This is a genomic window from Sphingomonas leidyi (assembly GCF_011761945.1).
Lineage (GTDB): Bacteria > Pseudomonadota > Alphaproteobacteria > Sphingomonadales > Sphingomonadaceae > Sphingomonas > Sphingomonas leidyi.
This window is the reverse complement of record NZ_JAASQV010000007.1, coordinates 81361-107203: the sequence shown is the minus strand read 5'-3', so window position 1 is coordinate 107203 and position 25843 is coordinate 81361. Positions and strand designations below refer to the sequence as shown.

The 25843-nt window shown below is 67.7% G+C and carries 27 protein-coding genes; 15 read left to right on the top strand and 12 right to left on the bottom strand.

Translation table 11 applies throughout. From position 1 onward, the window contains the following. Complete coding sequence (gene dmeF / locus FHR20_RS21950) at window positions 1-936, top strand: CDF family Co(II)/Ni(II) efflux transporter DmeF (protein ID WP_167301561.1); 936 nt, start codon at window positions 1-3, stop codon at window positions 934-936. Between the two features lie 39 nt (window positions 937-975). On the opposite strand, the gene arr is transcribed toward dmeF, so the two are convergent. The 3 genes from arr to FHR20_RS21935 all read right to left on the bottom strand — a co-directional run bounded on the left by arr (window position 976) and on the right by FHR20_RS21935 (window position 3308). Continuing rightward, the gene (gene arr, locus FHR20_RS21945) at window positions 976-1362 is read right to left on the bottom strand and encodes an NAD(+)--rifampin ADP-ribosyltransferase (RefSeq protein ID WP_167301560.1); all 387 of its coding nucleotides are present in this window, start codon (window positions 1360-1362) and stop codon (window positions 976-978) included. A gap of 174 nt (window positions 1363-1536) precedes the next feature. Next, the gene (locus FHR20_RS21940) at window positions 1537-1986 is read right to left on the bottom strand and encodes a hypothetical protein (RefSeq protein WP_167301559.1); all 450 of its coding nucleotides are present in this window, start codon (window positions 1984-1986) and stop codon (window positions 1537-1539) included. A gap of 14 nt (window positions 1987-2000) precedes the next feature. Then, window positions 2001-3308, bottom strand: coding sequence for an amidohydrolase (locus tag FHR20_RS21935; RefSeq protein ID WP_167301558.1), 1308 nt, complete (start codon window positions 3306-3308; stop codon window positions 2001-2003). 27 nt (window positions 3309-3335) lie between these two features. On the opposite strand from FHR20_RS21935, the gene FHR20_RS21930 reads away from it, so the two are divergent. After that, window positions 3336-3932 (top strand): hypothetical protein, encoded by a 597-nt coding sequence (locus FHR20_RS21930; RefSeq protein WP_167301557.1) that lies wholly within the window; start codon window positions 3336-3338, stop codon window positions 3930-3932. A gap of 21 nt (window positions 3933-3953) precedes the next feature. Here the strand turns inward: FHR20_RS21930 and FHR20_RS21925 are convergent, their stop codons facing one another. Genes FHR20_RS21925 through FHR20_RS21915 form a run of 3 tightly spaced genes read right to left on the bottom strand, consistent with a single transcriptional unit; the run spans window position 3954 to window position 6528 of the window. Next, window positions 3954-4577: a DUF4893 domain-containing protein gene (locus FHR20_RS21925; RefSeq protein WP_167301556.1), complete on the bottom strand. Its 624-nt coding sequence runs from the start codon at window positions 4575-4577 to the stop codon at window positions 3954-3956. Between the two features lie 16 nt (window positions 4578-4593). After that, window positions 4594-5379 carry a 3-hydroxybutyrate dehydrogenase gene (locus FHR20_RS21920; protein WP_167301555.1) on the bottom strand — a complete coding sequence of 262 codons (786 nt, stop codon included), beginning with the start codon at window positions 5377-5379 and terminating at the stop codon, window positions 4594-4596. Window positions 5380-5388: 9 nt separating this feature from the next. Then, on the bottom strand, window positions 5389-6528 hold the full coding sequence (locus tag FHR20_RS21915) for a patatin-like phospholipase family protein (RefSeq protein WP_167301554.1): 1140 nt from the start codon (window positions 6526-6528) through the stop codon (window positions 5389-5391). 116 nt (window positions 6529-6644) lie between these two features. On the opposite strand from FHR20_RS21915, the gene ypfJ reads away from it, so the two are divergent. From ypfJ to FHR20_RS21870, 9 genes are all read left to right on the top strand, one after another. Further along, window positions 6645-7544 carry a KPN_02809 family neutral zinc metallopeptidase gene (ypfJ, locus tag FHR20_RS21910; protein ID WP_167301553.1) on the top strand — a complete coding sequence of 300 codons (900 nt, stop codon included), beginning with the start codon at window positions 6645-6647 and terminating at the stop codon, window positions 7542-7544. Window positions 7545-7603: 59 nt separating this feature from the next. After that, on the top strand, window positions 7604-8353 hold the full coding sequence (locus FHR20_RS21905) for an alpha/beta fold hydrolase (protein WP_167301552.1): 750 nt from the start codon (window positions 7604-7606) through the stop codon (window positions 8351-8353). After that, on the top strand, window positions 8338-9120 hold the full coding sequence (locus FHR20_RS21900) for a tetratricopeptide repeat protein (RefSeq protein ID WP_167301551.1): 783 nt from the start codon (window positions 8338-8340) through the stop codon (window positions 9118-9120). The genes FHR20_RS21905 and FHR20_RS21900 overlap by 16 nt, the downstream gene beginning before the upstream one ends. Window positions 9121-9147: 27 nt before the next feature. Continuing rightward, window positions 9148-9345: a hypothetical protein gene (locus tag FHR20_RS21895; RefSeq protein WP_167301550.1), complete on the top strand. Its 198-nt coding sequence runs from the start codon at window positions 9148-9150 to the stop codon at window positions 9343-9345. A 79-nt stretch (window positions 9346-9424) separates the two neighbouring features. Continuing rightward, entirely contained in the window at window positions 9425-9880 is a 456-nt protein-coding gene (locus tag FHR20_RS21890; RefSeq protein ID WP_167301549.1) for a VOC family protein, read from the top strand. Further along, window positions 9874-10908, top strand: a complete 1035-nt coding sequence (locus FHR20_RS21885; protein ID WP_167301548.1) for an NAD(P)H-dependent flavin oxidoreductase — start codon at window positions 9874-9876, stop codon at window positions 10906-10908. Before FHR20_RS21890 ends, FHR20_RS21885 begins: the two co-directional genes overlap by 7 nt. Window positions 10909-10917: 9 nt before the next feature. After that, window positions 10918-11640 (top strand): hydroxyacylglutathione hydrolase, encoded by a 723-nt coding sequence (gene gloB, locus FHR20_RS21880; RefSeq protein ID WP_167301547.1) that lies wholly within the window; start codon window positions 10918-10920, stop codon window positions 11638-11640. A 48-nt stretch (window positions 11641-11688) separates the two neighbouring features. Continuing rightward, a complete protein-coding gene (locus FHR20_RS21875; protein ID WP_167301546.1) occupies window positions 11689-12087 on the top strand; it encodes a hypothetical protein in 399 nt (132 codons plus the stop codon). A gap of 11 nt (window positions 12088-12098) precedes the next feature. Continuing rightward, entirely contained in the window at window positions 12099-12500 is a 402-nt protein-coding gene (locus tag FHR20_RS21870; RefSeq protein ID WP_208413813.1) for a DUF6491 family protein, read from the top strand. Window positions 12501-12530: 30 nt separating this feature from the next. On the opposite strand, the gene FHR20_RS21865 is transcribed toward FHR20_RS21870, so the two are convergent. Continuing rightward, window positions 12531-14651, bottom strand: a complete 2121-nt coding sequence (locus tag FHR20_RS21865; RefSeq protein WP_167301545.1) for a S9 family peptidase — start codon at window positions 14649-14651, stop codon at window positions 12531-12533. 651 nt (window positions 14652-15302) lie between these two features. Between FHR20_RS21865 and FHR20_RS21860 the strand changes: the two genes are divergently transcribed. Then, on the top strand, window positions 15303-15548 hold the full coding sequence (locus FHR20_RS21860) for a hypothetical protein (protein ID WP_167301544.1): 246 nt from the start codon (window positions 15303-15305) through the stop codon (window positions 15546-15548). Between the two features lie 176 nt (window positions 15549-15724). On the opposite strand, the gene FHR20_RS21855 is transcribed toward FHR20_RS21860, so the two are convergent. Next, window positions 15725-16615 (bottom strand): alpha/beta fold hydrolase, encoded by an 891-nt coding sequence (locus FHR20_RS21855; RefSeq protein WP_167301543.1) that lies wholly within the window; start codon window positions 16613-16615, stop codon window positions 15725-15727. A 230-nt stretch (window positions 16616-16845) separates the two neighbouring features. Here FHR20_RS21855 and FHR20_RS21850 point away from each other — a divergent pair, with 230 nt between their 5' ends. Continuing rightward, window positions 16846-17100, top strand: coding sequence for a hypothetical protein (locus FHR20_RS21850; RefSeq protein ID WP_167301542.1), 255 nt, complete (start codon window positions 16846-16848; stop codon window positions 17098-17100). A 103-nt stretch (window positions 17101-17203) separates the two neighbouring features. On the opposite strand, the gene hslU is transcribed toward FHR20_RS21850, so the two are convergent. The 4 genes from hslU to hslV form a co-directional block, all read right to left on the bottom strand. Then, complete coding sequence (gene hslU / locus FHR20_RS21845; protein ID WP_167301541.1) at window positions 17204-18496, bottom strand: ATP-dependent protease ATPase subunit HslU; 1293 nt, start codon at window positions 18494-18496, stop codon at window positions 17204-17206. A gap of 61 nt (window positions 18497-18557) precedes the next feature. Beyond that, a complete protein-coding gene (locus FHR20_RS21840) occupies window positions 18558-19679 on the bottom strand; it encodes an FAD-dependent oxidoreductase (protein WP_167301540.1) in 1122 nt (373 codons plus the stop codon). Between the two features lie 112 nt (window positions 19680-19791). Then, window positions 19792-20181, bottom strand: a complete 390-nt coding sequence (locus tag FHR20_RS21835; RefSeq protein WP_167301539.1) for a hypothetical protein — start codon at window positions 20179-20181, stop codon at window positions 19792-19794. Beyond that, entirely contained in the window at window positions 20174-20725 is a 552-nt protein-coding gene (gene hslV / locus FHR20_RS21830; protein ID WP_086130717.1) for an ATP-dependent protease subunit HslV, read from the bottom strand. The genes FHR20_RS21835 and hslV overlap by 8 nt, the downstream gene beginning before the upstream one ends. A 313-nt stretch (window positions 20726-21038) precedes the next feature. Between hslV and FHR20_RS21825 the strand changes: the two genes are divergently transcribed. Together FHR20_RS21825 and FHR20_RS21820 are read left to right on the top strand one after the other, a co-directional pair. Beyond that, complete coding sequence (locus FHR20_RS21825; RefSeq protein WP_167301608.1) at window positions 21039-23945, top strand: TonB-dependent receptor domain-containing protein; 2907 nt, start codon at window positions 21039-21041, stop codon at window positions 23943-23945. A 77-nt stretch (window positions 23946-24022) separates the two neighbouring features. Continuing rightward, window positions 24023-25831, top strand: a complete 1809-nt coding sequence (locus tag FHR20_RS21820; RefSeq protein WP_167301538.1) for a family 43 glycosylhydrolase — start codon at window positions 24023-24025, stop codon at window positions 25829-25831. Window positions 25832-25843: the final 12 nt, after the last annotated feature.

Genomic DNA, 25843 nt, shown 5'->3' with positions numbered 1-25843 from the left:
ATGGCCACCCTGCCCGAAATCGATGCGTTGGCGCACGACCATGTCTTCCTCGGTGCCGCGCATGACGCGAATGCGCGGCGGACCTTGTGGGTGGTCTGGCTCACTGCGGTGATGATGGTGGGCGAGATCGCCGCGGGCTATTGGACCGGATCGATGGCGCTGCTCGCCGACGGCTTCCATATGGCGACGCATGCCGGCGCCCTGGCCGTTGCCGCTGCGGCCTATGCCTATGCGCGGCGGCATGCGCATAGCGCAGCCTATAGCTTCGGAACGGGCAAGGTGGGCGACCTGGCCGGCTTCGCCTCGGCGATGGTGCTCGGGCTGATCGCGCTGGGGATCGGCGTGGAATCGGTGCTGCGGCTGTTCGAGCCGATCCGGGTGGCGTTCGGCGAAGCGACGATCGTCGCGGTGCTGGGGCTGGCGGTGAACCTTGCCAGCGCGCTGCTGCTCTCGGGCGGGCATCATCACGGCCATGCCCATCGGCATGGCCACGACCATGATCATGGGCACGACCATGACCATCCCCATCGCGGCCACGACAACAATCTGCGCTCGGCCTATATGCACGTCCTCGCCGATGCGCTGACTTCGGTGCTGGCGATCGCGGCGCTGCTGGCCGGGCGCTATCTCGGCTGGGCGTGGATGGATCCGGCGATGGGGATCGTCGGCGCGGTGGTGATCGCGCGCTGGTCGTGGACGCTGATGCGCGACACCGCCGCGGTGCTGCTCGACCGGACCGACGATTCCGTTGCCATGGAAGTGCGCGCGCTGGTCGAGGCCGGGGGCGATGCCCGGATCGTCGACCTGCACGTGTGGCGCGTGGGCCCCGAGGCGCGGGCGGCGATCGTGAGCGTGGTGGGCGTCGATGCGGATGCGATCCGCGCCCGGCTGGCGCCGGTGCACGCGCTGGCGCACTTCACCGTGGAGTGCCGCTGACGCCGCACCCGGCGCATGGCCGGGCGCGGCGCGCGGAGCTCAGTCGATGGCCTCGATGCCCAGGGTCTCGAGGCGTTCGATCGCCGCCTTCATGTGCTGCAGCTGCTCCGGGGAATGGCCCTGCCATTCGGCGACTTCGCCGACCACGCGGAGCGGCGCGCGCGAGCGGTAGGAGAGCGTCGGGTTGCCGGGGAATTTCTGATCGGTGAGGTTGGGATCGTCGACGACCCCGCCGGTCGGCTCGACGATGTAGATCCGCGCGCGACCCGTGCCCCGGGCGAGCTCGGCGCCCCAGATCGCCGCTTCGAGCGTGCCGGTCAGATAGACCCAGCTCGCCTGCTTCCGAGCGCCATAGTTGGAGGCATGGCCGATGGCGATCAGGTCGCCATGGCCCAGGTCCGCGCGGGTGCCGTGATAATAGATCATGTGCCGTTCCCTCAGTTGCGAATCGAGGGCGGCTTCATGGAACAAGGGCCCCGGCTTGCCGCAAGCCCGGTTCCGCGTTAGACAATGATAGTGGGAAGAGGCCGTGGCGAAGCGCCGGCTTCCCCGCTCTCCTCCTCCATCGCGCACGCACCGCCGGCATTGCATGCCGGCCGCTCAATCGCGGCGGTTGAACCACCACCAGGCAAGACCCGCCGGCACCCCGTAGCAAAGGCCAAGATCGACACGCTCGATCGTCCATGGCCGATAGGCGCCGAAGAACAGCAGGCGATCGATCGCATGATAGGCGAGTTTGCCGGCCAGGGCGCCGCACACCGCCGCGACCAGCCCCATCCAGGGGCGGTCGCGCCAGCGGCGGAGCAGGCGGGCCGCGGGAATGCCGAAGACGAACAGGCCCAGTGCCACGAAGGGAAGCGCGATCAGCCCGTAGATCGCGACGATCGGGACCATCGCCCCTGCATCCGACCAGTCGAGGCCATCCGGCTCCGACGACCAGGCGAGCAAGCACTGAAGCGCAATGCCCGCATAGGCGCCGGTCAGCGCGGCGCTCAGAAATGCGGGCAGGCGGCGCGGATGCGCCGGGTCGCGCATGCTCGGATCGGTCATGGCGGCAAGCAGGCCTATTTCTTCAGGATATCCAGCGCCGCCGCGGTCATCGCCTCGGTCGCGGTGCCGATCACCGCTTCGGCGTCGGGCGCCCAATAGGCACTGTGAAGCGAGGGAAGCGGCTTCCTGCCATTGTCGGACGCGGCCCATTTGTCCGCCGGCACGCCGCCCACCCAGAAGATCAGGCTCTGGATCGACTGGTCGGCCAGCCAGTAGCGGCTGAAATCCTCGCCGCCCATCACCGCGCGGGTCTCGGCCACCCGGTCCTTGCCGAAGCGCGCCGTCCACAGGGACTTCATCCGGTCCGAGAGCGGCTGGGTGTTGAAGGTGGCGGGCGTGAAATTGTCGCGGACCTTGACCTCGGGCATGCGATCCTCGGGCACGCCGGCGGCGATCGCCTCGCCCTTCGCGATCCGGGCGATGCCGTCGAGCAGCAGCTTGCGGACCTCGGGCTTGAAGCTGCGCACGGTAAGCAGCATCGTGACGTCGCTGCCGATGATGTTGTGCGTCGAGCCGCCCTTGATCATGCCGACGGTGACGACCGCGGCTTCCTGCGGATCGACTTCGCGGCTGACCAGGGTCTGGAGCGACGTGACGATGCGCGCGGCGAGGACGATCGGGTCGCGGGTGGTCTGCGGATAGGCGCCATGGCCGCCGACGCCCTTCACCAGCACGTCGACCGAGTCCACGTTCGCCAGGGCATAGCCCGGCGTCACGCCGATCTGGCCGGCGGGCTGGCTGGCGCTGTCGTGGAAGGCGAGCGCGAACTGGGGCTTGGGGAAGCGCGTGAACAGCCCGTCGTCGATCATCGCCCGGGCGCCCATTCCGCGCTCCTCGGCGGGCTGGGCGATCATGACGACGGTGCCGTGCCACTTCGCCTTCATCGCGGCGAGGTTGCGCAGCGTGCCGATCCAGCTCGCCATGTGCGTGTCATGGCCGCAGGCGTGCATCACGCCGGTCTCGATCCCTTCGTCGTTGGTGGTGCGCACCTTGGAGGCGAAGGGCAGGCCGGTGGCTTCGGTGACGGGCAGGCCGTCCATGTCGGCACGGATCAGCACGACCGGGCCGGCGCCGTTCTCGAGCACCGCGACCACGCCGGTGCCGCCCACTTTCTCGGTGACCTTGAAGCCGGCCTTGCGCGCTTCCTCGGCGAGCTTGGCGGCGGTCTTCACTTCGTGGAGGCTGAGTTCGGGATTGGCGTGGAAGTCGCGATAGAATTCCATGAGCTGGGGCAGCGCGGCCCTGGTCGCGTCGTGCACCGGATCGGCGGCGGAGGGCGTGGAGAAGCTCATCGCAGTTGCGAGAAGAAGGTATCGAAGCATAAGGTTCCCCGCTGCATGGAGGTTTGAATGTCGCGTGGGGATGCCGGGCTGTCAAACCTCTCGCGCCGGGCGCTGCTCGCCGGTGCAGCACTGCTGGCGCTGCCGGCCCGGGCCTGGGCGGCCGAGGATTTCGCGATCGACTGGCAGGGGGGCGAGCAGACGCCTGCCATCGCCGCATCGCTCGCTGCGCAGATCGCGCTGGTGAAGGCGCTCCGGGTGTCGGACGCGGCGCGGGATTTCTTCGCGGCTCAGGTGATCACGGTGGACCTGCAGCCGGGCACCAGGACGCGGGCGGGGCCGCGCGGCGTGTTCTTCGCGCGCGAGACGCAGCCGGCGGCGAATCCGGTGCTGCTCCACGAGCTGATCCATCGCTGGCAGTTGCTCAGGATGCCGGGCGGGCGGGAGAATCCCGACGTGCTGCGCTTCTATGGCGAGGCGAGGGCAGGCGGGCGCTGGCCGGCCCAGTCCTATATGTTGACCAACCCGTTCGAATTCTTCGCGATGACGGCGAGCGTGGTCCTGCACGGCACCGCCGCGCGCCCGCCCTTCCGGCGCGAGAATGTGAAGGCGAAGGCGCCGGAACTCTATGCGTTCATCGTGAAGGAGTTCGGGCTGCGGGAATAGCGGAGGCGCGCGCCGCCCAGCTCAGCCCGCCGGGATCAGCTCGATCACGTCGAGCTTCGATTCGAAGCCCGGATAGGGCAGGACCAGCCGCCAGCGCGCTTCGCCGATGCGCTCGACATAGCCGATCATGTCGCGCGTCTGGTCGACGCCGTAGCGCAGGGGGGCGGTCTCGTCGCCCAGGACCATCACGCCGATGAACATGGGGCGCGCATCGGTGTTGGCGTAGATCAGCCCGTCGGGGCGCTGCTCGCCGTCGAGGCGGACGAAATGCGTCTCCGGGCCTTGCACGGTGATCCGGCACCGGCCGGCAGGATAGGCCGCGAAATAGGGCGTGAGCGGCTGCTGCGAGCCGAGCTTGAAGGTGCGGCAGCGATATTCGCCCGCGGGCGGCATCCCGGCGCCCAGCGCGCGATCGGGATCGAACAGGTCCGGCTCCGCCGCGATAGCCGCCGGTGCCGCTGCCTTGGCCGGCGCGAGCGCGTCGTCCCAGGCGCGGCGCCAGCTGCGGATGCGATCGGCGTCGGCCTCGGTCATCACCTTGCGCCAGCTCCAGCCGGCGGGCGGGCGCGTGGCGGTGGCGTCGCGATAGACGCTGCAGCCGGTAAGCCCGAGCACGAGCAACGCGGCGGCGGGAATCCCCTTCATTGTTCCAAGCCCCTTCTCAGGCCGCGGTCCAGCCGCCGTCGATCGAATAATTGGCACCGGTGATCTGCGCCGCCTCGTCCCGGCACAGGAAAAGCACCAGCGCGGCGACCTGTTCCGGCTGGACGAACTCCTTGGTCGGCTGCGCGTCGAGGAGCACGTCGTTGATCACCTGCTCGCGCGTCATGTTCCGCGTCTTCATCGTATCGGGGATCTGGTTCTCGACCAGCGGGGTCCAGACATAGCCGGGCGAGACGCAGTTCACCGTGATGCCGCTGGTCGCGACTTCGAGCGCGATCGTCTTGGTGAGCCCGGCAATGGCGTGCTTGGCCATCACGTACGCGCTCTTGTTGGGGCTGGCGACCAGGCTGTGCGCCGAGGCGGTGGAGATGATCCGGCCCCATTTCTGCGCCTTCATGAACGGCACCGCGGCGCGCGTCATGTGCCAGGCCGAGGACATGTTGATCGCGACGATCGCGTCGTACTTCTCGACCGGGAAGTCCTCGATCGGCGAAACGTGCTGGATGCCGGCATTGTTGATGACGATGTGCGGGCCGCCGAGTTCGTCGTGGCAGCGCTGGACCATCGCCGCGATCTGGTCGGGCTTGGTCATGTCGGCGGCGTCGTAGAGCGCCTTGGCGCCGCTCGTCGCCTCGAGCGCGGCACGCTCCTTCTCGATCGCCGCCGCGTCGCCGAAGCCGTTGATCATCACGCTCGCGCCCTCGGCCGCCAGCGCCTCGGCATAGGCCAGGCCGATGCCCGAGGTGGAGCCGGTGATGATCGCGGACTTGCCCTTGAGGAACATGGGATACTCCTAACGCTGGGTGAGATCAAAGGCGGCGGTGTTGCCGTCGAGGATGTTCTGGGCGACGAGCCGGGCATTGGCCATGGTCTCCGCCACTGCCATGCGCCCGGCCTGCCAATGCTCGTGCATCGAGCGCGCCGAGAATTCGAAGTCGCGCGCCCCGCCCTCCCAGGCATTGGCGCGATAGATCAGATGGACCAGGCTGACCGGATATTCGGAGACCCGGGCGCGGACCGCCTGCACCTCGGGATCCTCCAGCAGTTCGGGCGGCAGCTTGCTCAGCAGGCGGCAGACCATCTGGCGCTCCTGGCGCAGCCGCATCCGCTCGTCCGAGACGGCGCGGGTGCGGCTGGAGAAGCGGATCTCCTTCTCGCGCGCCAGCACGTCGGTGATCGTGCGCGGCAGCTCGTCGGCGGCGGGGAACAGGTCGACCTGGAAGATCAGCGTCTCGGCATCCTGCCGGTCGAGGACATGGGTGAGCGGCGTGTTGGAGACGAGGCCGCCGTCCCAATACCAGCAGCCGTCGATCTCCACCGGCGGCAGGCCCGGCGGCAGCGCGCCCGATGCCATGATGTGGCGCGCGTCGAGGCGTTCGTCGCGCGTGTCGAAATAGCGGAAATTGCCGCTCTTGATGTCGACCGCGCCGACCGAGAGGCGGACGGGCCCCTTGTTGAGCAGGTCCCAGTCGACCAGCCGGTCGAGCGTCTCGCGCAGGGGGGCGGTATCGTAGAAGCTCAGCGCCTCGGGCGTGCCGGGGACGGCGAAGCCGGGCGGCAGCAGGCGCGGGCGGAAGAAGCCGGGCACGCCGCCCAGCATGACCATGCCCGCCGCCCATTCGTGGCTCAGCTCGCGCGCGGCGTCGTGCATGGGCAGCGAGAAATCGGGGAGCGCGGCGGTGGCGTCTTCCCAGAAGGTGCGGATCGCGGCGATGCGCTTCTCGGGCGGATTGCCGGCGAACAGCGCGGCATTGACTGCGCCGATCGAGATGCCGGCGACCCAGTCCACCTCGATGCCGGCGCCCTGCAGTTCGTCGATCACGCCCGCCTGATAGGCGCCGAGCGCGCCGCCGCCTTGCAGCACCAGCGCTACCGTGTCCGGCAACGGGAGGCCGGGGGCCTGGCGGCGGGGACGTGACTCGGCGTCTGCCATGCGCCTGCCTTGGCCGAAACCATGCGCCGAGGGAAGTGCCTGTTTCGCGTTGGTTGGTGCGTGCAACGCAACGCCGCTTGGGGCATTGTCGCGGCGCGCCAACGAAGAGGGATGCCATGCGGCTCGACGATATCGACCCCACCGACAATGCCCAGGACCTGGGAAGCGGCGGTGGCGGGGGTGGCGGCGGCTTCGGCCTGCTGGGGCTGCTGCCGTTGCTGCTCGGCCGCGGCATGGGCTGCGGGAGCATCGCGATCATCGGGCTGATCGCCATCGCCTATTTCGCGATGAGCAGCGGCGGCGGCGGCGGGCTGCTTTCGTCGGGCGGCGCCGGCAGCGGCGTGGGCCAATCGCCCACCGCGGGGCAGAGCGGGCGCCAGGTGTGCACGGGCGAGCGGCTCGAATCGTGCCGCGTGATGCGGCTGGCGGACGATACCTGGGCGGCGATCTTCCGCGAGGCGGGGCGATCCTATCGGCCGGCGACGATCAAATTCTACCAGGGCCAGGTCGATTCGGGCTGCGGCTCGGCGAGCTCGGCGGTGGGGCCTTTCTACTGTCCGGCGGACCAGGGCGTGTATCTCGACACCAGCTTCTTCCGGGAACTGGAGCAGCGCTTCGGCGCGAAGGGCGACTTCGCCCGCGACTATGTGATCGCGCACGAAATGGGGCATCATGTGCAGGACCTGCTCGGCACCTCGGGCAAGGTCTCGCAGCTCCAGGCGCGGGCGAGCCGGGCCGAGGGCAATGCGCTGTCGGTGCGGCTCGAGCTGCAGGCGGATTGCTTTGCCGGCGTGTGGGCGGCGCGCAACAAGGAGCGGATCGAGCCGGGCGACATCGAGGAAGGCATGACCGCCGCCAACGCGATCGGCGACGATACGCTCCAGCGCCAGGCCCAGGGCACGGTGGTGCCCGAGAGCTTCACCCACGGCACCTCGGCGCAGCGCATGGCCTGGCTGAAGAAGGGGCTGGACACGGGCGATCCGGCGCAGTGCGACACGTTTTCGGGGAATATCTAAGCCCCTCTCCCGGCGGGAGAGGGGTTTCAAGGGGGTCATCGGCCGGCTATCCCGTCTCGATGACCGAAACCACCGCCGCCGAAGCCCCGCCCCGCCCCGCGCTTGCCTATCATCACACGCCGGGCGCAGGCCCGACGGTGCTGTTCCTGTGCGGCTATGCCTCGGACATGCAGGGCACCAAGGCACTCCATCTCGAGCAATGGGCCAGGGCGAATGGCCGGGCATATCTGCGCTTCGACTATGCCGGCTGCGGCGAGAGCGAAGGCGATTTCGAGGCCGAGACGCTCGCCAGCTGGCGCGACGACGCGATCCGGATGATCGACGAAGTCGCGCGCGGGCCGGTGGTGCTGGTCGGCTCGTCGATGGGCGGCTGGATCATGGCGATGATCGCCAAGGCGCGGCCGGAAATGGTCGCCGGCATGGTAGGCATCGCGGCGGCGCCGGACTTCACCGACTGGGGCTTCACCATGGAGCAGAAGCTGGCGCTGCTCCAGACCGGACGGATCGAGGCGCCCAACGACTATGGCGACCGGCCGACCGTCACCACCCGCGCCTTCTGGGCATCGGGCGAGGCGAACCGCGTGCTCGTCCAGCCGATCGCCTGGGGCGGGCCGGCGCGGCTGCTCCACGGGCAGAAGGACAAGGAAGTGCCCTGGGAGCACGCCCCGCGGCTGGCGGCGGCGATCCGTTCAGACATGGTGCAGACTCTGCTGGTCAAGGACGCGGAACACCGTTTCTCGCGCGAGCAGGACCTGGCCCTGATCGTGCGCGCGCTCGAGGAAGTGCTCGCCCTATGCTCCCTTTCCTGATCCTCGCCCTGCAGGCCGTGCCTGCCGCCGCGCCGGCCAAGCCCGCGCCCGCGCCGGCTCTCGTCGCGCCCGAGAAGGAGCCGCCGCGCTTCACCCAGTGCATGGACCTGGCGACCGGCGATCCGGTGCGGGGCCAGATGGACGCGATCCAGTGGCGCACCACCGGCGGCGGCGTGCTCGCGCGCCAGTGCCTCGGCGTCGCCTATGCGAACCAGGAGAAATGGGCGGCGGCCGCCGGCGCGTTCGAGGATGCTGCGCGCGAGGCGGAGACCGGCAAGGATCCGCGCGCGCCCAATTACTGGGCCTCGGCGGGCAACGCCTGGATCGCGGCGGGCGATCCGACCAAGGCGCGCGCGGCGATCGACGCGGCGCTGGCGACGGGCACGCTGGCCGGGCTCGACCTGGGCGAGGCGCATCTCGATCGCGCGCGGGCGATGGTGGCGGCAGGCGACATGGAAGCGGCGCGCAGCGACATCGACAAGGCGCTCACCTATGCCGACAAGGATCCGCTAGCCTGGCTGCTCTCCGCGACGCTGGCCCGGCGCGCGGGCGATCTGGGCCGGGCGGCCCGCGACGTTACCGAGGCGCTGCGGCGCGCGCCGGACGATCCCTCTGTCCAGCTCGAGGCAGGCAATGTCGCCGCGGCGAGCGGCAACGAGGCCGATGCACGAACGGCCTGGAACCGGGCGATCGAGCTGGCGCCGGGCACCGGCATCGCCACCGCGGCCCGCAAGGCGCTGGAGCAGTTCTCGGCGACGGAGAAATAGGCCCGGATCTTCCGCGAGCCGGCAGGGGTGAAGGGAACGGATGCGCAGGATCGAGTTCGGGCGTGGCGCGCCTGGGGCAGCCTCGTTGTTTCCGACGCTGCCGGCGACATCTTCGATGCCGGGCGGATCACCGCACATGGCTGGGAGGCCTTTGCCCGGCGTGCGCTGGTAGCCTCGCTCTATGCCGGGCTGATCGCGATGGTGCATCGGGGGGGTGGTCGATGATGATGCGGCGGAGCGGGCGGGCACTGGCGCGGGACATTTGAGGCTGGCGCTCGGGTCCGGGCAATCCTATTTTCGCCGCATGCGTTACCTCCACACCATGATCCGCGTGACGGATCCCGACGCCACGATCGCCTTTTTCGAGCTGCTGGGCCTCCGGCAGGTGCGGCGGATGGACAGCGAGCAGGGGCGCTTCTCGCTGATCTTCCTTGCCGCCGACGAGGATTCGAAGGGCCAGGGCCAGCGCGCCGATGCCGAGGTGGAGCTGACCTATAATTGGCCGGCCGAGGACGGCAGCCCGGCCGAAATCTATGCCGGCGGGCGCAATTTCGGGCACCTCGCCTATCGCGTCGACAATATCTACGAGACCTGTCAGCGGCTGATGGACGGCGGCGTGACGATCAATCGCCCGCCGCGCGACGGCCACATGGCGTTCGTCCGCACGCCCGACAATATCTCGATCGAGCTGCTCCAGGCGGGCGACCGGCTGGCGCCGGCCGAGCCTTGGGCCTCGATGCCGAATACGGGGCAATGGTAGGCCTTCTCGAAGCGCTTGGGGCGCGGGCTCCGATCGTGCAGGCGCCCATGGCGGGTGCCGGCGGCGCGGCGCTCGCGATCGCGGCGATCCGGGGCGGCGCGGTGGGATCGCTGCCTTGCGCGATGCTGACGCCCGCGCAGCTGGCCGCGCAGGTCGCCGAAGTGCATGCCGCCGCGCACGGGCCGCTCAACCTCAATTTCTTCTGCCATCACTTGCCGGAACCCGCGCCCGACGAGCGCGCCTGGCATGCCCTGCTCGCGCCCTATTATGCTGAGGAAGGCGTCGAGCCCGGCCCCGTGCCGCCGCTGCGCCGGCCCTTTGACGAAGCGCTGTGCGCGGCGGTCGAGAAGGCCCGGCCGGCGATCGTCAGCTTCCATTTCGGCCTGCCCGGGGAAGCGCTGCTCGCCCGGGTGCGGGGCACCGGCGCGCTGGTGTTCGGCAATGCGACCACGCCCGAGGAGATGCGCTGGCTTGCCGCGCGGGGTGTCGACGCGGTGATCGCGCAAGGGGCGGAAGCGGGGGGGCATTCGGGCTGGTTCCTTGGCGCGGCGCATCGGCCGACGCCGCTTGCCGTGCTGCTGGCGGAGGAGATCGCGGTGCCGGTGATCGCGGCAGGCGGGATCGTCGATGGCGCGGACATCGCCCGGGCGCTGGCGGCGGGCGCGAGCGCGGTGCAGCTGGGCACCGCCTTTCTCGCGGCGCGGGAGAGCGCGATCTCGGCGCCGTTCCGCGCCTTGCTGGGCACCCGGGTGCCGACCGAGTTCACCAACCTGTTCTCCGGGGGCGAGGCCCAGGGCATCCGCAACCGGCTGATGCGCGAGCTGGGGCCGATCCGCGGCGAGGTGCCGGCCTTCCCCTATGGCTCCAACGCGCTGGCGCCGTTGCGCGCGCATGCCGAGGCGGATGGCCGGGGCGACTATTCGCCGCTCTGGGCGGGGACCGGCGTCGCGCAGGTGCGGGCGATGGGCGCGGAGGAACTGGTCGGCACGCTCGTCGCGGAACTGGCGCAGGCGCGCGCGGGCGCCTAGTCTGGCGCCATGCTCCAGATCGTCCGCATCCCCGCCCTCAGCGACAATTACATCTGGCTGGTCCATGATCCCGCCTCGGGCGAGACGATCGTGGTCGATCCCGCCGTCGCCGATCCCGTGCTGGCGGAGGCGGACGAGCGCGGCTGGGCGATCACCGCGATCTGGAACACGCACTGGCACCCCGATCACACCGGGGGCAATGCCGGGATCAAGGCGCGCACCGGCGCCGAGGTGATCGCGCCCGCGGCGGAGGCGGCGAAGATCCCGACGGCCGACCGGCTGGTGCGGGAAGGCGACGAAGCGCGCATCGGCGATCATGTCGCGCAGGTGCTGGAAGTGCCGGCGCACACGGCGGGGCACATCGCCTATCATTTCGCCGGGGATGCGGTGGTCTTCGTGGGCGACACGCTGTTCGCCATGGGCTGCGGCCGGCTGTTCGAGGGGACGGCGGAGCAGATGTTCGCCAATATGCGGCGCCTCGCGCAGCTGCCGCCCGAGACCCGGGTCTATTGCGCGCACGAATATACCCAGTCGAACGGCCGCTACGCGCTGGTCGCCGAGCCGGACAATGCGGCGATCCGCGCGCGCATGGCCGAAGTGAACGCCGCGCGCGCGGCGGGCGAGGCGACCGTGCCGACGACGATCGGCCAGGAACTCGCCACCAATCCCTTCCTGCGCGCGTCCAGCGCCGCCCAGCTCGCCGAGCGGCGTGCGGCGAAGGATGCATTTTGATCGGCGAAGCGCTATGATGCGACGGTCGGGGGCGACAGGAGAATAGAGATGTTCCGCTTCGCCATTCCCGCGGTCCTCACGCTCGCCGCCGCCTGCGCCGCCAACGCCGCGATGCCGCAGCGGGCCGCCGATCGCGACGAGGCCAAGATCGCCAGGACGCTCGCCGGCCTTACGCCGGGCAAGCCGCAGGACTGCATCCCGCGCGAGCGGATGGGCGAGACCCAGGGCTTTCCGAACACGATCCTCTATATCGAAGGCCGCAAGAAGGTGTGGCGCAACGATGTGACCGGCAGCTGCACCGGGCTGGCGAGCGACGATCTGATGGTGGTCGAAAGCACATCCGGCCAGCTGTGCCGCGGCGACATCGTCCGCACGCGCTCGCGGCTGGGCGGCGGCATGCTGACCAGCAGCTGTGCGCTCGGCAGCTTCGTGCCCTACGCCAAATGAGGAGAGCCCGGATGCGCGTCCCCATCATCGCCGCGATGCTCGCGCTGGCCGGCTGCGCCGCCAGCAGCGAGATGCAGGCATCGCAACGGGCCGAGGCGCGGAACGACCTGGCGACGGCGCTCGGCGACCGGGTGCCGGGCGCGCCGCGCGACTGCATCAGCATCTCCGATTCCGACGGCCCGCAGATCATCGACGACCGCACCATCCTCTACAAGCCGGTGGGGCGGACGCTGTGGCGCAACGACCTGGGGAGCAGCTGCCCGGGCCTGCGGCCCTACACCACGCTGATCGTCGAGGTGCACGGATCGCAGCTCTGCCGGAACGACCGGTTCCGCGTGCTCGATCCGGGTTCGAGCATTCCGGGCGCCTATTGCATGTTCGGCAGGTTCACGCCGTACGAGAAGGCGAAATAGCGCCCCTCTCCCCGCGAAGGGAAGGGGGGCTCACTTCGCCACGCCGAGCCGGTCCATCACGAAGCCGAGATATTCGGACTGCTGGCGATAGCGCTCGAATCGGCCCGATTTGCCGCCATGGCCGGCCTCCATGTTGATGCGGAAGACGAGCGGGTTGGCGTCGGTCTTCTTCGCGCGCAGCCGGGCGACCCATTTGGCCGGCTCGTAATATTGCACCTGGCTGTCCCACAGGCCGGTGGAGACGTACATCGCCGGATAGGCCCGCGCCGCGACATTGTCGTAGGGCGAATAGCTCAGCATATAGTCGTAATAGCGCTTCTCGGCGGGGTTGCCCCATTCGTCGAACTCGCCGGTGGTGAGCGGGATCGAGGTGTCGAGCATGGTGGTGACCACGTCGACAAAGGGCACTTGCGCGACGATCACGCGATAGTCCTGCGGCGCCATGTTGGCGACGCCGCCCATCAGCAGCCCGCCGGCGCTGCCGCCCATCGCGGCGACGCGGCCCTTCGCGGCATAGCCCTGGTCGACGAGGAAGCGCGTCACGTCGATGAAATCGGTGAAGCTGTTCTTCTTGTTGAGCACCTTGCCCTGGTCGAACCATTTGCGGCCCATTTCCTGGCCGCCGCGGATATGGGCGATGGCATAGACCATGCCGCGATCGAGCAGGCTGGGGAGCATCGGCGAGAAGGCCGGATCGGTCGAATAGCCATAGCTGCCATAGGCATATTGGAAGAGCGCGGCGGTGCCGTCCTTCGCGAAGGCCCTTGCATGGACCAGGCTGACCGGAACCCTGGTGCCGTCGCGCGCGGTGGCCCAGACGCGCTCGGTGACGTATTTCGCGGGATCATAGCCCGGCACCGGCTGGACCTTGAGCACGCGGCGCTGGCCGGTCTTGTAGTTCACTTCGTACGTGGTGGTCGGCGTCACCAGCGAATCATAGGTGTAGCGCAGCCATTCGCTGCCCGGCTCCTCGTTGGTGCCGAGCGCCATGGTATAGGCGGGCTCGTCGGCCGCGACCGGGAAGGGCTTGGCGCCGGGGACGAGGATGCGCAGCTTCTTGTTGCCCTGGGAGCGTTCCTCGACGGCGAGGAAACCGTCGAAGGGCTTGAAGTCCTCGATGAACACCTCGCCATCGGCCGGGACCAGGTCCGTCCAGGCGGCGCGGCCACGGGGGAGATGCGCGTCGCGCACCGTCGCCAGCCGGTAATTGGGCGCCCGCCAGTTGGTGCGGACGATCCAGCGGTCGCCGAGATGATCGGCCTGGTAGAGGAAGTTGCGCTCGCGCGGGGCGATCACCGTGAAGGCGGCGGGGTTCGCCGCGGGGGCGCAGCGCTGCTCGTCGCTGACCGTGCTGTGCAGATAGATGCAGAGGTACCGATCGTCGGTCGTGCGGCCGACGCCCATGTAATAGGTGTCGTCCTTCTCCTCGTAGATCAGCCGGTCCGCAGAGGCGGGCGTGCCGAGGACGTGCGCCTTGACCCGCTTGGAGAGCAGGGTGACGGGATCCTTCTCCAGGTAGAGGATCGTCCGGTTGTCGCCGGCCCAGGCCACGCCGCCCTCGACATTGGGAATGCTGTCCGAGAAGGTCTCGCCGGTCGCGAGGTTCTTCACCTGGAGCACATATTGGCGGCGCCCGACGGTATCGAGCGTATAGGCGAGCAGCCGGTTGTCCGGGCTCACCGCGCGGCCGGCGATCTGGAAGAAATTATGGCCCTGCGCCATGGCCGGCTGGTCGAGGATCACTTCCTCGGGCGCCTCCAGGCTGCCCTTGCGCCGTGCGACGATCGGATAGTCGGCGCCGGTGGCGAAGCGCGTGTAGTAATAATAGCCGCGCTTCAGATAGGGGACCGAGCTGTCGTCCTGCTTGATGTGCCCGACGATCTCTCCATAGAGCTTGTCCGCCAGCGGCTTCTCCGCGGCGAGTACCGCGTCGGCATAGAGGTTTTCCGCCTTGAGATGGGCCAGCATCTCCGGGTTCTTCCGCGTGTCGTCGCGCAGCCAGTAATACTCGTCGTTGCGGGTGGCTCCGAAAGGCGCCTTGACCTCGTGCGGCTTCTGCGCGGCGACGGGCGGGGCCGGGGCTGCCGTCTGCGCATGGGCGGGCGCCGCGGCGGCGGTGGAGAGCAGGGCGGCGGCGAGCAGGCGCTTCATGTGGATCCCCGTGCGAAACGAATCGTGAAGGGATGGTGGCAAGGCACACAGTATCGGGAAAGCAAATTCCTCCCCGATCCGCTCGGGCGATTATCCCCTTCGGACAAGGAGGGTCCATTCTCGGCCGCTCGGCCGGGCGACGATCGATCCAAAAGCGGTCGGGCAGCAAAGCCCCAGTTGCAGACGTTCGTGTTGATCGTATCATTGATCGATGCGCCGGCAGATTGTCATTGGCGTCACGTTTGCAACCTGCTTTCTCGCGGGTTGTCAGCGTGCGCCAGAACATCCCGAGGTGGCGTTCCGCCACTGCATGCGCGACCAAGCAGTAAAGCTGGGCAAACGACCCACTTTCGCTGAGGCCCAGCAGTTTGCCAGAAACTGCGACGATCTTGCGATCGAAGCCGCGAAAGCAGCCGTATCTTCCGGATCGGCTGCCAACCTGCGAGATGGCAAGGCACGTGTCGTGGAGAGTTATGTCTGTGCCTACAGTCGCGACGGTGCTCGCTGCCCCCCTGTAATGTGACCGGAACGGCAGCTACCCACCCAATAGCTGCCGCTCAGCTGTGCGGCGGCCGATCCAAGAGTGGACCGGCTGCCAACGCCCCAGTTGCGGACGTTGCGCATAGCCAGCCAATCGGCGAAATCTCGTCTATGAATGACGGTATCACCTACGACCTCATGTTGCTGCTCGACCGGTTTGTGAGCGGTCGCGACACGAGCTTGGCAGCAGCCAGCCGATTAGAGGTACTTCTCGCGGAGGCGTACCCTGACGACGAGGTGGTTCAGGACCGCGCGGGCGACTTGGCTCAATATCGCCCCGGTGGCGGCGAGTTCCTTTTCGACGAGACGGAGATGCGCAGTCGCCTCGGCCGCCTTCGCGACTATCTCGCCGGGTAGCGAACGGCCGCTAATCACCCGTTCTCAGTCGCTTCAATCCCAATCGGTCGTGTCAGACGCGGTCAGGCTGCTGTCGCCCCAATCCCGGCCGTTAGATGAAACCAAATGCGTTCTTCGAAGCGGACTAGGCCAAAACGCTTCGCGCCGAGTTCGGGGCGCGACGGCCACGCCGCCAATTATCGAACTGCCTGTTCCCGGACCGCCGCGACACCTTGAAGGATGTTGTCGACTACGAACTTCGGTGCTTCGTGCGGCAGGCCATGGCCTGCGCGCTCGGCGACGTTCTGATGCGCATTGGTCGACAGCGACAGATATCCGCGCTGCATGCGCTGCGTTGCGTCTTCCAGCTTGACGGCGAGCGGCTCCGACAATCCGGGCACCATCCGGAAGCGCGGGCTATGTGTAGCGATGATGACCGGCTTGCTGCCGAGCGAGGTGAGGAGATGTGCTTGCCTGGCGCTTGCCCGCATATCCAGGCGTTCTTCGTTCTTGCTGGGATCTGCCTGCATGCTGATGAGGAAGGAACGTGCGTCGGTGACGGCCTTTTCCTCCCCCTGGGCGGGAGCGGGCAACAGCGCGAGCCATTTCGAAAATTGATCGGGATGCGTCGTCGACACCAGCACGAGGCCGGCGGTGTCGGATGGATATTTGGCTGCGAACACCTGCGCGTGGAGCCCGCCTACCGAGTGGCCGACCAGAAGATAGGGCCCCTTTATCCCGGCGGAGGACAGCGCGGCGTGCAGATCAGCTGCGGAATCGAGGCTGGAGCGTGACCCCGCCGGTGCCGGATCGCTCCCGCCGAGACCGGCGCGATCGTACAGGCAGACTCGCGTCGCCAGGGCCACTTGGTCGGCGATGGCCTGCCAGCCCGGGTCTTCGACAGGCGCCATTCCCATTCCCGCGTCGATCACCACGGAGGGACTGCCTGTGCCCTTGCAGGCTAGGCGTATCGAGCGCCCGCCTACATCGAAACGGCCGTCGATCGCCCTGTCGTCGCTGGTCGCAGCTGTTGCGGACGAGAGGAGGGCAACGCAGGCAATGAGCTTGGCGACGAGTGTCTGGTGCATGCTGGTTCCCGGTCGAAAGCAAAAACATAAGCGGCTGCGCGGACCCATGACAATGTCCGCTTTCGAAGACATCTTCCGTAAAGCTGCCTGTCTGCAAGCCACCCATTCTCAGCCATTCTGACCCAATTTTCCGGCGTCGCGAGCTGCCGGTCGGCAAGCGCCCCAATTGCGGACGCTCCTTTGCCACCGCTATACTCGGCCTGATCGATCCGCTGGTGGTATGCGCTCACATGAACGGCGAAACAGAATTTCGGAAACTCAGCATCCCGCTGAAGGACGTTCGTTCATGCGTGACGGAGGGGGGCTCCAGCGGCGCTGTCATTCTGACTGGCGGAGCTGCGGTCATCGTTGAGCACAGTGCTGAAAGGGCAGCGGCGGTGGCGTCTTATCTCCAATCGATGGGAATACCGATCTACGGATACGACGATGACATTCCCGATGACGTGGATTTCGACAATAGCGATGTGACTGTCGATCTAGCATAATTCCAACGGCAGCAATCCACCCAATAGCCGTCATCCCCGCGAAGGCGGGGATGACGAGAGAAGGGGGGAACCCTCGACCCGATCGGGGAGCAACCTTGCGCGTCTACAGTACGTAGCGGCTCAGGTCGGTGTTCCGCGCCACGGCGGCGAGCTGCCCGTCGACATAGGCGCCGTCGATCACCAGCGTCTCGCCCTTGCGGTCCTCGGCGCCGAAGCTGATGTCCTCGAGCAGCTTCTCCATCACGGTCTGGAGGCGACGGGCGCCGATATTCTCGACTTCGCCATTCACTTCGGCGGCGATGCGCGCGACTGCGCGGATGCCGTCGTCGGTGAAGTCGATCCGCACGCCCTCGGTGCCGAGCAGCGCCGCATATTGCTGGACCAGGCTCGCCTTGGTGTCCGAGAGGATCGCGACGAAATCCTCCTCGGTCAGGCCCTTCAGCTCGACCCGGATCGGCAGGCGGCCCTGCAGCTCGGGAAGCAGGTCGCTCGGCTTGGCGACATGGAAGGCGCCGCTCGCGATGAAGAGGATATGGTCGGTCTTCATCGGCCCGTATTTGGTGGCGACGGTGGTGCCCTCGATCAGCGGCAGCAGGTCGCGCTGGACGCCCTCGCGGCTGACCGAGCCGCCGCGCACGTCCGAAACGGCGATCTTGTCGATCTCGTCGAGGAAGACGATGCCGTTGGCCTCGGCATCCGCCAGCGCGACGCGACTCACTTCGTCCTGGTCGAGGCGCTTGTCGGCCTCTTCCTCGACGAGCTTGGCCCAGGCGGCGCGCACGCTCATCTTGCGGCGCTTGAGCGACTGGCCGCCCAGGCCCTTCATCATTTCGCCCAGGTTGATCATCTGCATCGGTGCGCCGGGGATCTCGAAGGGCATGCCGCCGGCCTGCTCGACTTCGATCTCGATCTCCGAATTGTCCAGCGTGCCCTCATGGAAGCGCTGCTTGAACGCCTCGCGCGTGGCGGTGGACGAGTCCTTGCCGGTGAGCGCGTCGAGCAGGCGGCCCATCGCCGCTTCCTCGGCCTTGTCCTTCACCGCGGCGCGGCGGCGCTCCTTCTCGAGCCGGATCGCCTCTTCCACCAGGTCGCGGGCGATCTGCTCGACATCGCGGCCGACATAGCCGACTTCGGTGAACTTGGTGGCCTCCACCTTGACGAAGGGGGCATCGGCGAGCTTGGCCAGGCGGCGGCTGATCTCGGTCTTGCCGCAGCCGGTCGGCCCGATCATCAGGATGTTCTTGGGCGTGACTTCGTCGCGCAGCTCGGCCGAGAGTTGCTGGCGGCGCCAGCGGTTGCGCAGCGCCACCGATACGGCGCGCTTGGCGTCCTTCTGGCCGATGATGTGCGCATCGAGCGCGGCGACGATCGCCTTGGGCGTGAGATTCTCGTTCATTTGGGGAAATGGGTTCTCTGGTTCGTTTCGGACCCCGATGTTGGGGGCCGCACGCGCCGCTTCAAGCCGTGCAGCGAAAGCCGGAGAAGAAGCCGCGCTGCTTCGCGAGGATCTTCGCGATCCGCTCGGGCTGGGGCGTGGGGTCCCATTCGCCATGTTCGAATGTGCCGCCGCAGACGATCCCGTCGTCGCGGGGAAACATATAGCCCATCTGCCCGGCGACGGCATATTGCACCTCGGCCTGGGGCAGCAGCACGGCGAGCTGGCCGCGTACCGGTTCGATCCCGGTATCGCCGAACAGCGTGCCGGCGCCCAGGCCCGTGCAGTTGAACACCAGCGTCTCGGGCAGCGCGAGGATGTCGGCGGGCGTGGCGAAGTCGCGGACCACGAACCGGCCGCCGGCGATCTGGACGTCGCGCATCAGCTGGCGGAGGAGATGGCCGCTCTCGGCATACAGGGTGCTGAACCGGCGGACGCGCCGGACCGGGAAAGGATGCTCGCCGGGGCCGAGGATCACGCGGTCGGTCTCATAGGTGCTGGAGAGATCGGGCTCGGCATCGTCCCCGGCCGGATCGTCGGGCATCTGGAGATAGGTCGGCATCCAGCGAATGCCATATTCCGCGCCGACCATGATCTGGAAGCGGCGCCAGCTATAGTCCATCGCCGCCTTGAACTGCGCGATCCATTCGGGCGTGACCCGATCGGGATCGTAGAGGCTGGCCGGATGCCATTGCCCGCCGGCGACGTTCGACGTGGTATGGGGCGGAAGCTGGGCGGCATAGAGCGTGACCTGGCGGCCGGCTTCCTGGAGCAGGCGCGCGGTGGTGAGGCCGACGATGCCGCAGCCGAGCACGGCAACCGGGCCGCCATGGCCGGGCAGGCCGAGATCGACCGCGAGGCGCGACGTGCCCCAGCCGAGCGTGATGCCGGCGCCGCCATGGCCGTAGTTATGGACGAGGCGCTTGTCCCCCAGCGGCTCGGCGCGGACGACGAAGCCCTGGGCGCGATAGGGACGCAGGCCCGCGACGGTGCGGATGACCCGGCCGGGCGCGACGTTGACGGCCGGCAGGCATTTCGGGCCGCGCGTGGTGCTGGCCAGCGCCGCCGGGCGCGGATCCGCCGCGCAGCCGGGAAGGGCCAGTGCGGCGGCGGAAGCGATCAGCGGGCGGCGGGCGATGTCCATGGCGCGCAGGGTAGGCGCGGAGCGGGGAGGCTCAACCCCGTTTTGGATAGGGGGAGGCATGAGCTGGGCTCATGGCACGGATTTGCCCCTCTCCTTCAGGGGGAGGGGAGAGTCATTCCCCGCTCAGCCAGGCCTCGGCCTCTTCCACGGTCATGAATATCCGCATCCGGGGATGCGTCTGGGTGCGCTCGGCCTGGAGCTTGTTCAGATGGCTGCCCACGACCGAGGCGGCGCGGCCCGAGGTGAGGGTCAGGCCGGCCTCGGCGATGCTGGGGAGGAGGTCGGCGACGTCGTTCGCCTGGACCGGGAAGTCGCGCGAATCGATCAGCACGTCGTAATCGTCGCGGATCGCGCGCACTTCCTGCGCCTTCGCGCCCGCCGCCGCCGCGAAGGCGCGCACCGTCTCCATCGTCCAGAAATCGCGGATATGGACCAGGATGCGGTTGCGGCGGGGATCATAGTCGAAGCGGAACCTTGCCCGGTCGCCCCCGGCGTCAGGCATCACTGTCGAGCATTTCCACGGTCAGCCGATCATTGGTGTAGACGCACAGCTCGCCCGCGATCTTCATGGCAGCCCGCGCGATCTTTTCGGGGTCGCTTTCGTAATCGACCAGCGCGCGCGCGGCGGCCAGGGCGAAATTGCCGCCCGAGCCGATCGCCGCCACCCCGCCCTCGGGCTCGAGCACGTCGCCGTTTCCGGTGACGACCAGCGTCACTTCCTTGTCGGCGACGATCAGCATCGCCTCGAGGTTGCGGAGATACTTGTCGGTCCGCCAGTCCTTGGCGAGCTCGACCGCGGCGCGGAGCAACTGGCCGTTATGGCGCTCCAGCTTGGCCTCGAGCCGTTCGAACAGGGTGAACGCATCGGCGGTGGCGCCCGCGAAGCCCGCGATCACCTTGCCGTCGCCCAGGGGCCGCACCTTGCGGGCATTGGGCTTCATCACGGTATTGCCGGCCGACACCTGGCCGTCCCCCGCGATCACCACCTTGCCGGATTTGCGCACGGAGAGAATCGTCGTGCCGTGCCACGCATTTGTTTCGCTCATGGCGCGGATATGGGGAGTCCCCTGCACGTGCCGCAAGAGGGGCGGCCCGGTGCCAGCGGATGGTCGGCGCGGGCCGAGGTGTTGCATCGACGACACATCGCAGTGCAGCAAAATTCAACGCCGACAACGCTGACGCATCCACGGGATTGACAGTTTCATGAAACCGGTTTCATGGGAGTTTCTGGCGGCAACCATAATCAGAACAACGCGCGCCACCGTTTGTAACCGGTTACAACTGGGTTGGGGAGGAATGACAGTGGGAATTTCGAGGAAGAATCGTCGCGTCCTGACGCGTGGCATCTCGGCGACGGCGATGGCGGCGGCAACCTTGTTCGCGAGCGGCGCGGTGCTGCTGCCGGGCATGGCGTCGGCGCAGGTGAGCACCGCCAGCGTGCGCGGCCAGGTGATCGGCGCCGACGGCAATGGCGCGGCCGGCGCGCAGGTGGCTGCGCGCAGCACCGCCACCAACCAGACCTGGCGCGCAACCGGCGATGCGAACGGCGGCTATACGCTCACCGGCCTGCGCCCGGGCGAATATGAAGTGACCGCCACGGCGGGCAGCGAGAGCACGACTCAGCGGGTGGTGGTCGCCGTTGGCCAGTCGGCCAGCCTCGATTTGACGATCGGCGGCACGGCGAGCGTGCCCGAGGGCCGGATCGTCGTCACCGGCAGCCGCCTCACCGAGACGCGGACCAGCGAAGTCGCGACCAATGTCAGCGTGACGCAGATCCAGCGCCTGCCGCAGACCGATCGCAACTTCCTGTCCTTCGTCGCGCTCGCGCCGGGCGTGAAGTATAATGATAGCGAGACCAGCAAGGGCTTCACCTCGGGCGCCTCGACCGCCAGCCAGGTCAATGTGTTCATCGACGGCATCAGCCTGAAGAACCAGGTGCGCGAGGGCGGCATCGCCGGCCAGCAGAACAGCCGCGGCAATCCGTTCGGCCAGTTGGCCGTGCAGGAGTTCCGCGTCCTCACCCAGAACTACAAGGCCGAATATGAGCAGGCCGGCGCGGCGATCGTCACCGCGGTCACCAAGTCGGGTACCAACGAGTTCCACGGCGAGATCTTCGGCCAGTACACCGACAAGGGGCTGAGCGAGAAGGCGTATCTCGACAAGCGCTACAACCGGCCCGAGCCGGCGTTCGAGCGCAAGCAATATGGCGTGTCGCTCGGCGGCCCGATCATCAAGGACCGGCTGTTCTTCTTCGGCGCCTATGAAGGCAATGACCAGAACCGCGCGTTCAACGTGAAGAGCACCGGTTCGCCGGGGGCGATCCAGCAGTTCGAGCAATATTCGGGCCGCAAGCTGAGCGACTTCGAAGGCGCGTTCGTCAGCCCGTTCCGCGGCGATTTCTACTTCGGCAAGCTGACGCTCACGCCGGACGATCGCCAGACCTTCGACCTGTCGTTCAGCCGCCGCCAGGAAACCGACATCCAGAATTTCGGCGGCATCATCTCCTATGAGAATGCCGAGAACAAGAAGAACAAGATCGATACCTATCTGTTCAAGTGGACCTACAACGGCGGCGAATTCACCAACGAGTTCAACGCGAGCTACCTGAACTACAACTTCAACCCGACTTCGCTGCACCCCGAGCTGCCGTCCTACGAATATGCGGGCGTGATCGTGTTCGGCGGCAAGGATTCGACGCGCAACGAGACCCAGCAGAACTACACGCTGCGCGACGACTTCACCTTCACCGGCTTTGACGGCCATGCGATCAAGTTCGGCGCGCGCGTCGAAGTGACCGACATCCAGTTCGACAACAATGCCTATGTCCAGCCGCGCTACACCTATCGCATCGATGCGGCGGGCACGCCGAACGATCCGAGCGACGACACCGACTTCTCCTTCCCGGCCGAAGCGCGGCTGGGCCTGGGCAGCGGCAAGATCAAGGCATCGAACACCCAGATCGGCCTCTACCTGCAGGACGACTGGAACATCACCGAGCGGCTGCAGCTGAATCTGGGCGTGCGCTGGGATTACGAGACCAACGGCTTCAACAACCATTATCGCACGCCCGCTGCCGCGGCGGCGGCGCTGCGCGCACTGCCGAAGACGTTCTATTTCAATCCCGAAAACTACATCACCGACGGCAGCAACCGTAAGCCGTTCGCCGGGGCGTTCGCGCCGCGTATCGGCTTCTCGTGGGACATCAAGGGCGATCGCTCGACGGTGATCTTCGGCGGCGCGGGCCGCTATTACGACCGCAACAACTTCAACAACACGGTCGACGAGCTGTCGCGCACGATCAACCCGGTCGGCGTGTTCCGCTTCTCGCGCAACGGCCAGCCGCGCTCGGGCCTGCCCACCGTGGCATGGAATCCGGCCTATGCCACCCGCGCAGGCCTGCTCGCGCTGGCGGCAAGCTCGACCAGCGGCCTGCCGGAGCTGTTCGCGGTGAAGAATGACGCCAAGCCCCCGGTGAACGACCAGTTCAGCCTGGGCGTGCGCCAGCGCTTCGGTGTGTTCGAGGCCTCGGTCACCGGCGCCTATCAGCGCGGCCGCAACGGCTATACCAACCTGTTCGCCACCCGGCAGAACAACGGCCTGGGCAATTGCTGCAACACCGCGCCGGTGGTGCCGTTCGGCTATGCCAACGTCCTGATCGGCTATGACGGGCTCGATACGCGCTACAAGGCGCTCTATTTCACGCTCGACAAGAACTACACCAAGTCCTCGGGCTGGGGCCTGAACATCGCCTACACGCTCTCCAAGGCGGAGCAGAATGGCGGCGACCTGTTCAGCCTCGATGGCCTGACGCCGGACGGCTATGGCTGGCGGCCCAAGGCCGGCGACGAGCGCCACCGGGTGGTGATCTCGGGCATGGCCGACCTGCCGTTCGGCTTCCGCTTCTCGACGCTCGCCACGCTGAGCAGCGGCGCGGCCTATCAGGTCACCGACGGCAGCCGCGGCTCGGACAGCGGCGCGGCGCTGCTGACCGCCGCCTATCCGGAGAAGAACTGCATCAAGGGCCTGTTCGCCTTTTGCGAGGTCAACGTCTCGCTGGCGAAGGACATCAAGATCGCCCGCGGCAATGTCGAGGCGGCGGTCGATATCCTGAACCTGTTCAACAACAAGAACTTCAAGGACTTCGACACCTATATGAACCCGGCGTCGAATCCGCCCGACCTGCTGCTGCCGGCAGACGCCGCCCACGCCGCCAACACGCTGACGCTGCCGCGGCGCATCCAGTTCCGCCTGGGCTACCGCTTCTAGGCCGGCCCCTGGCGCAATCACTTTCGGGGGAGGCGAGCCATGCGGCTCTCCTCCCCCTTTTCATGCGGGGAAGAACGATGCGTATCCTGTTTCCGCTCGGCGCCGCGCTGCTCGTGGCCGGTGCCGTCCAGGCGCAGGAGGCGCGCCGGACCTATGCCAATCCGATCGACATCGACTATCGCTACAATTTCGAGCAGGTGAACCAGGGCATCTCGTACCGCACCGGCGCGGACCCGGCGATCGTCACCCACAAGGGCAGATATTATCTCTTCCAGACGCTGGCCGACGGCTATTGGTCGTCGAGCGACCTGGTCCACTGGACCTTCGTCACGCCCAGCCGCTGGCCGTTCAACTCGATCGTCGCCCCCGCGGTGTGGAGCGACGGCACGCGCATCCTGATCCAGCCCTCGATGACGCGGGCGGAATCGATCCTGTCGACCAGCGATCCGGACGGCGGCAAGCTCGACTTCTTCGTGCGGCGAATGCCCGACCTGGTGGACTCGGTGGGGGAGGGGCACGTCCCCGCGCCCGGCGAGGACAAGGTGCCGCCCGGCCCCTGGGATCCGGCGCTGTTCAAGGACGAGGACGGCAAATGGTATATGTATTGGGGCTCGTCCAACGTCTTTCCGCTCTACGGAATCGAGATCGCGTTCGAGGACGGCAAGCTGGTCTACAAGGGCAAGCCCAGGCCGATGCTCGCGCTGCAGCCCGAACGGCATGGCTGGGAGCGCTTTGGCCAGGACCATAGCGGCACCCTGCCCGACGGCACGCCGATCAAGCCCTTCATGGAGGGTGCCTGGATGACGAAGGCAGGCGGCCGCTACTATCTCCAGTACGGCGCGCCAGGGACCGAGTACAACGCCTATGCCAACGGCACCTATGTCTCGGACAAGCCGCTGGGGCCGTTCGAATATGCGCCGTGGAACCCGGTCGCCTACAAGCCCGGCGGCTTCGTGCAGGGAGCGGGGCACGGCTCGACCTTCCAGGACGTGAGCGGCAACTGGTGGAACACGGGCACGCCGTGGATCGGATACAACTGGACCTTCGAGCGGCGCATCGGCATGTGGCCGGCGAAATTCTGGGCGGACGGGCAGATGTCGGTCTCGACCCGGTTCGGCGACTTTCCCCATTATGCGCCGACGACGAAGGTCGAGGATCCGGAGAGCCTGTTCACCGGATGGATGCTGCTGTCGTACCGGAAGGCGGCGGTGGCGTCGTCGACGATGGGCGAGTTCGCGGCGGATCGGGTGACCGACGAGAATCCGCGGACCTTCTGGGTGGCGGGCGCGAACAGGCCTGGCGAGACGCTCACCGTCGATCTCGGCGCGGCGAAGACGCTGCGCGCGGTGCAGGTGAATTTCGCCGACTACAAGTCCGGCCGCTTCGGCGATGCGCCGGACATCTATACCGAGTTCGCGCTGCAATCCTCGCTGGACGGAAAGCGCTGGCGCCCGCTGGCCCGGACCGAGCCGCCGCGCCGCGACCGGCCCAATGCCTATTTCCAGCTGCCGGTCCCGGTGGAGGCGCGATACGTGCGGTACGTGCACGAGCATGTCGGCGGTTCGAACCTGGCGATCAGCGACCTGCGCGTGTTCGGCAGCGCGGGCGGCAAGGCGCCGGCGATGCCGGGTGGTGTTGCGGCGAAGCGCGATGGCGACGCGCGCAATGCCCATGTGGCGTGGAAGCCGGTGAAGGGCGCGGTGGGCTACAACGTCCTGTGGGGCGTGCGGCCGGACCGGCTGACGCTCGCCTATCAGCGCTGGGCCGATCAGGGGCCGGCGCTGGAACTGCGGGCGCTCAACACGGGCGTCGACTATTGGGTCGCGGTCGAGGCGTTCGACGAGAACGGAGTCTCGCGGCGCACGCGGCCGGTGCGGATCAACTGACGCAACGCGCCC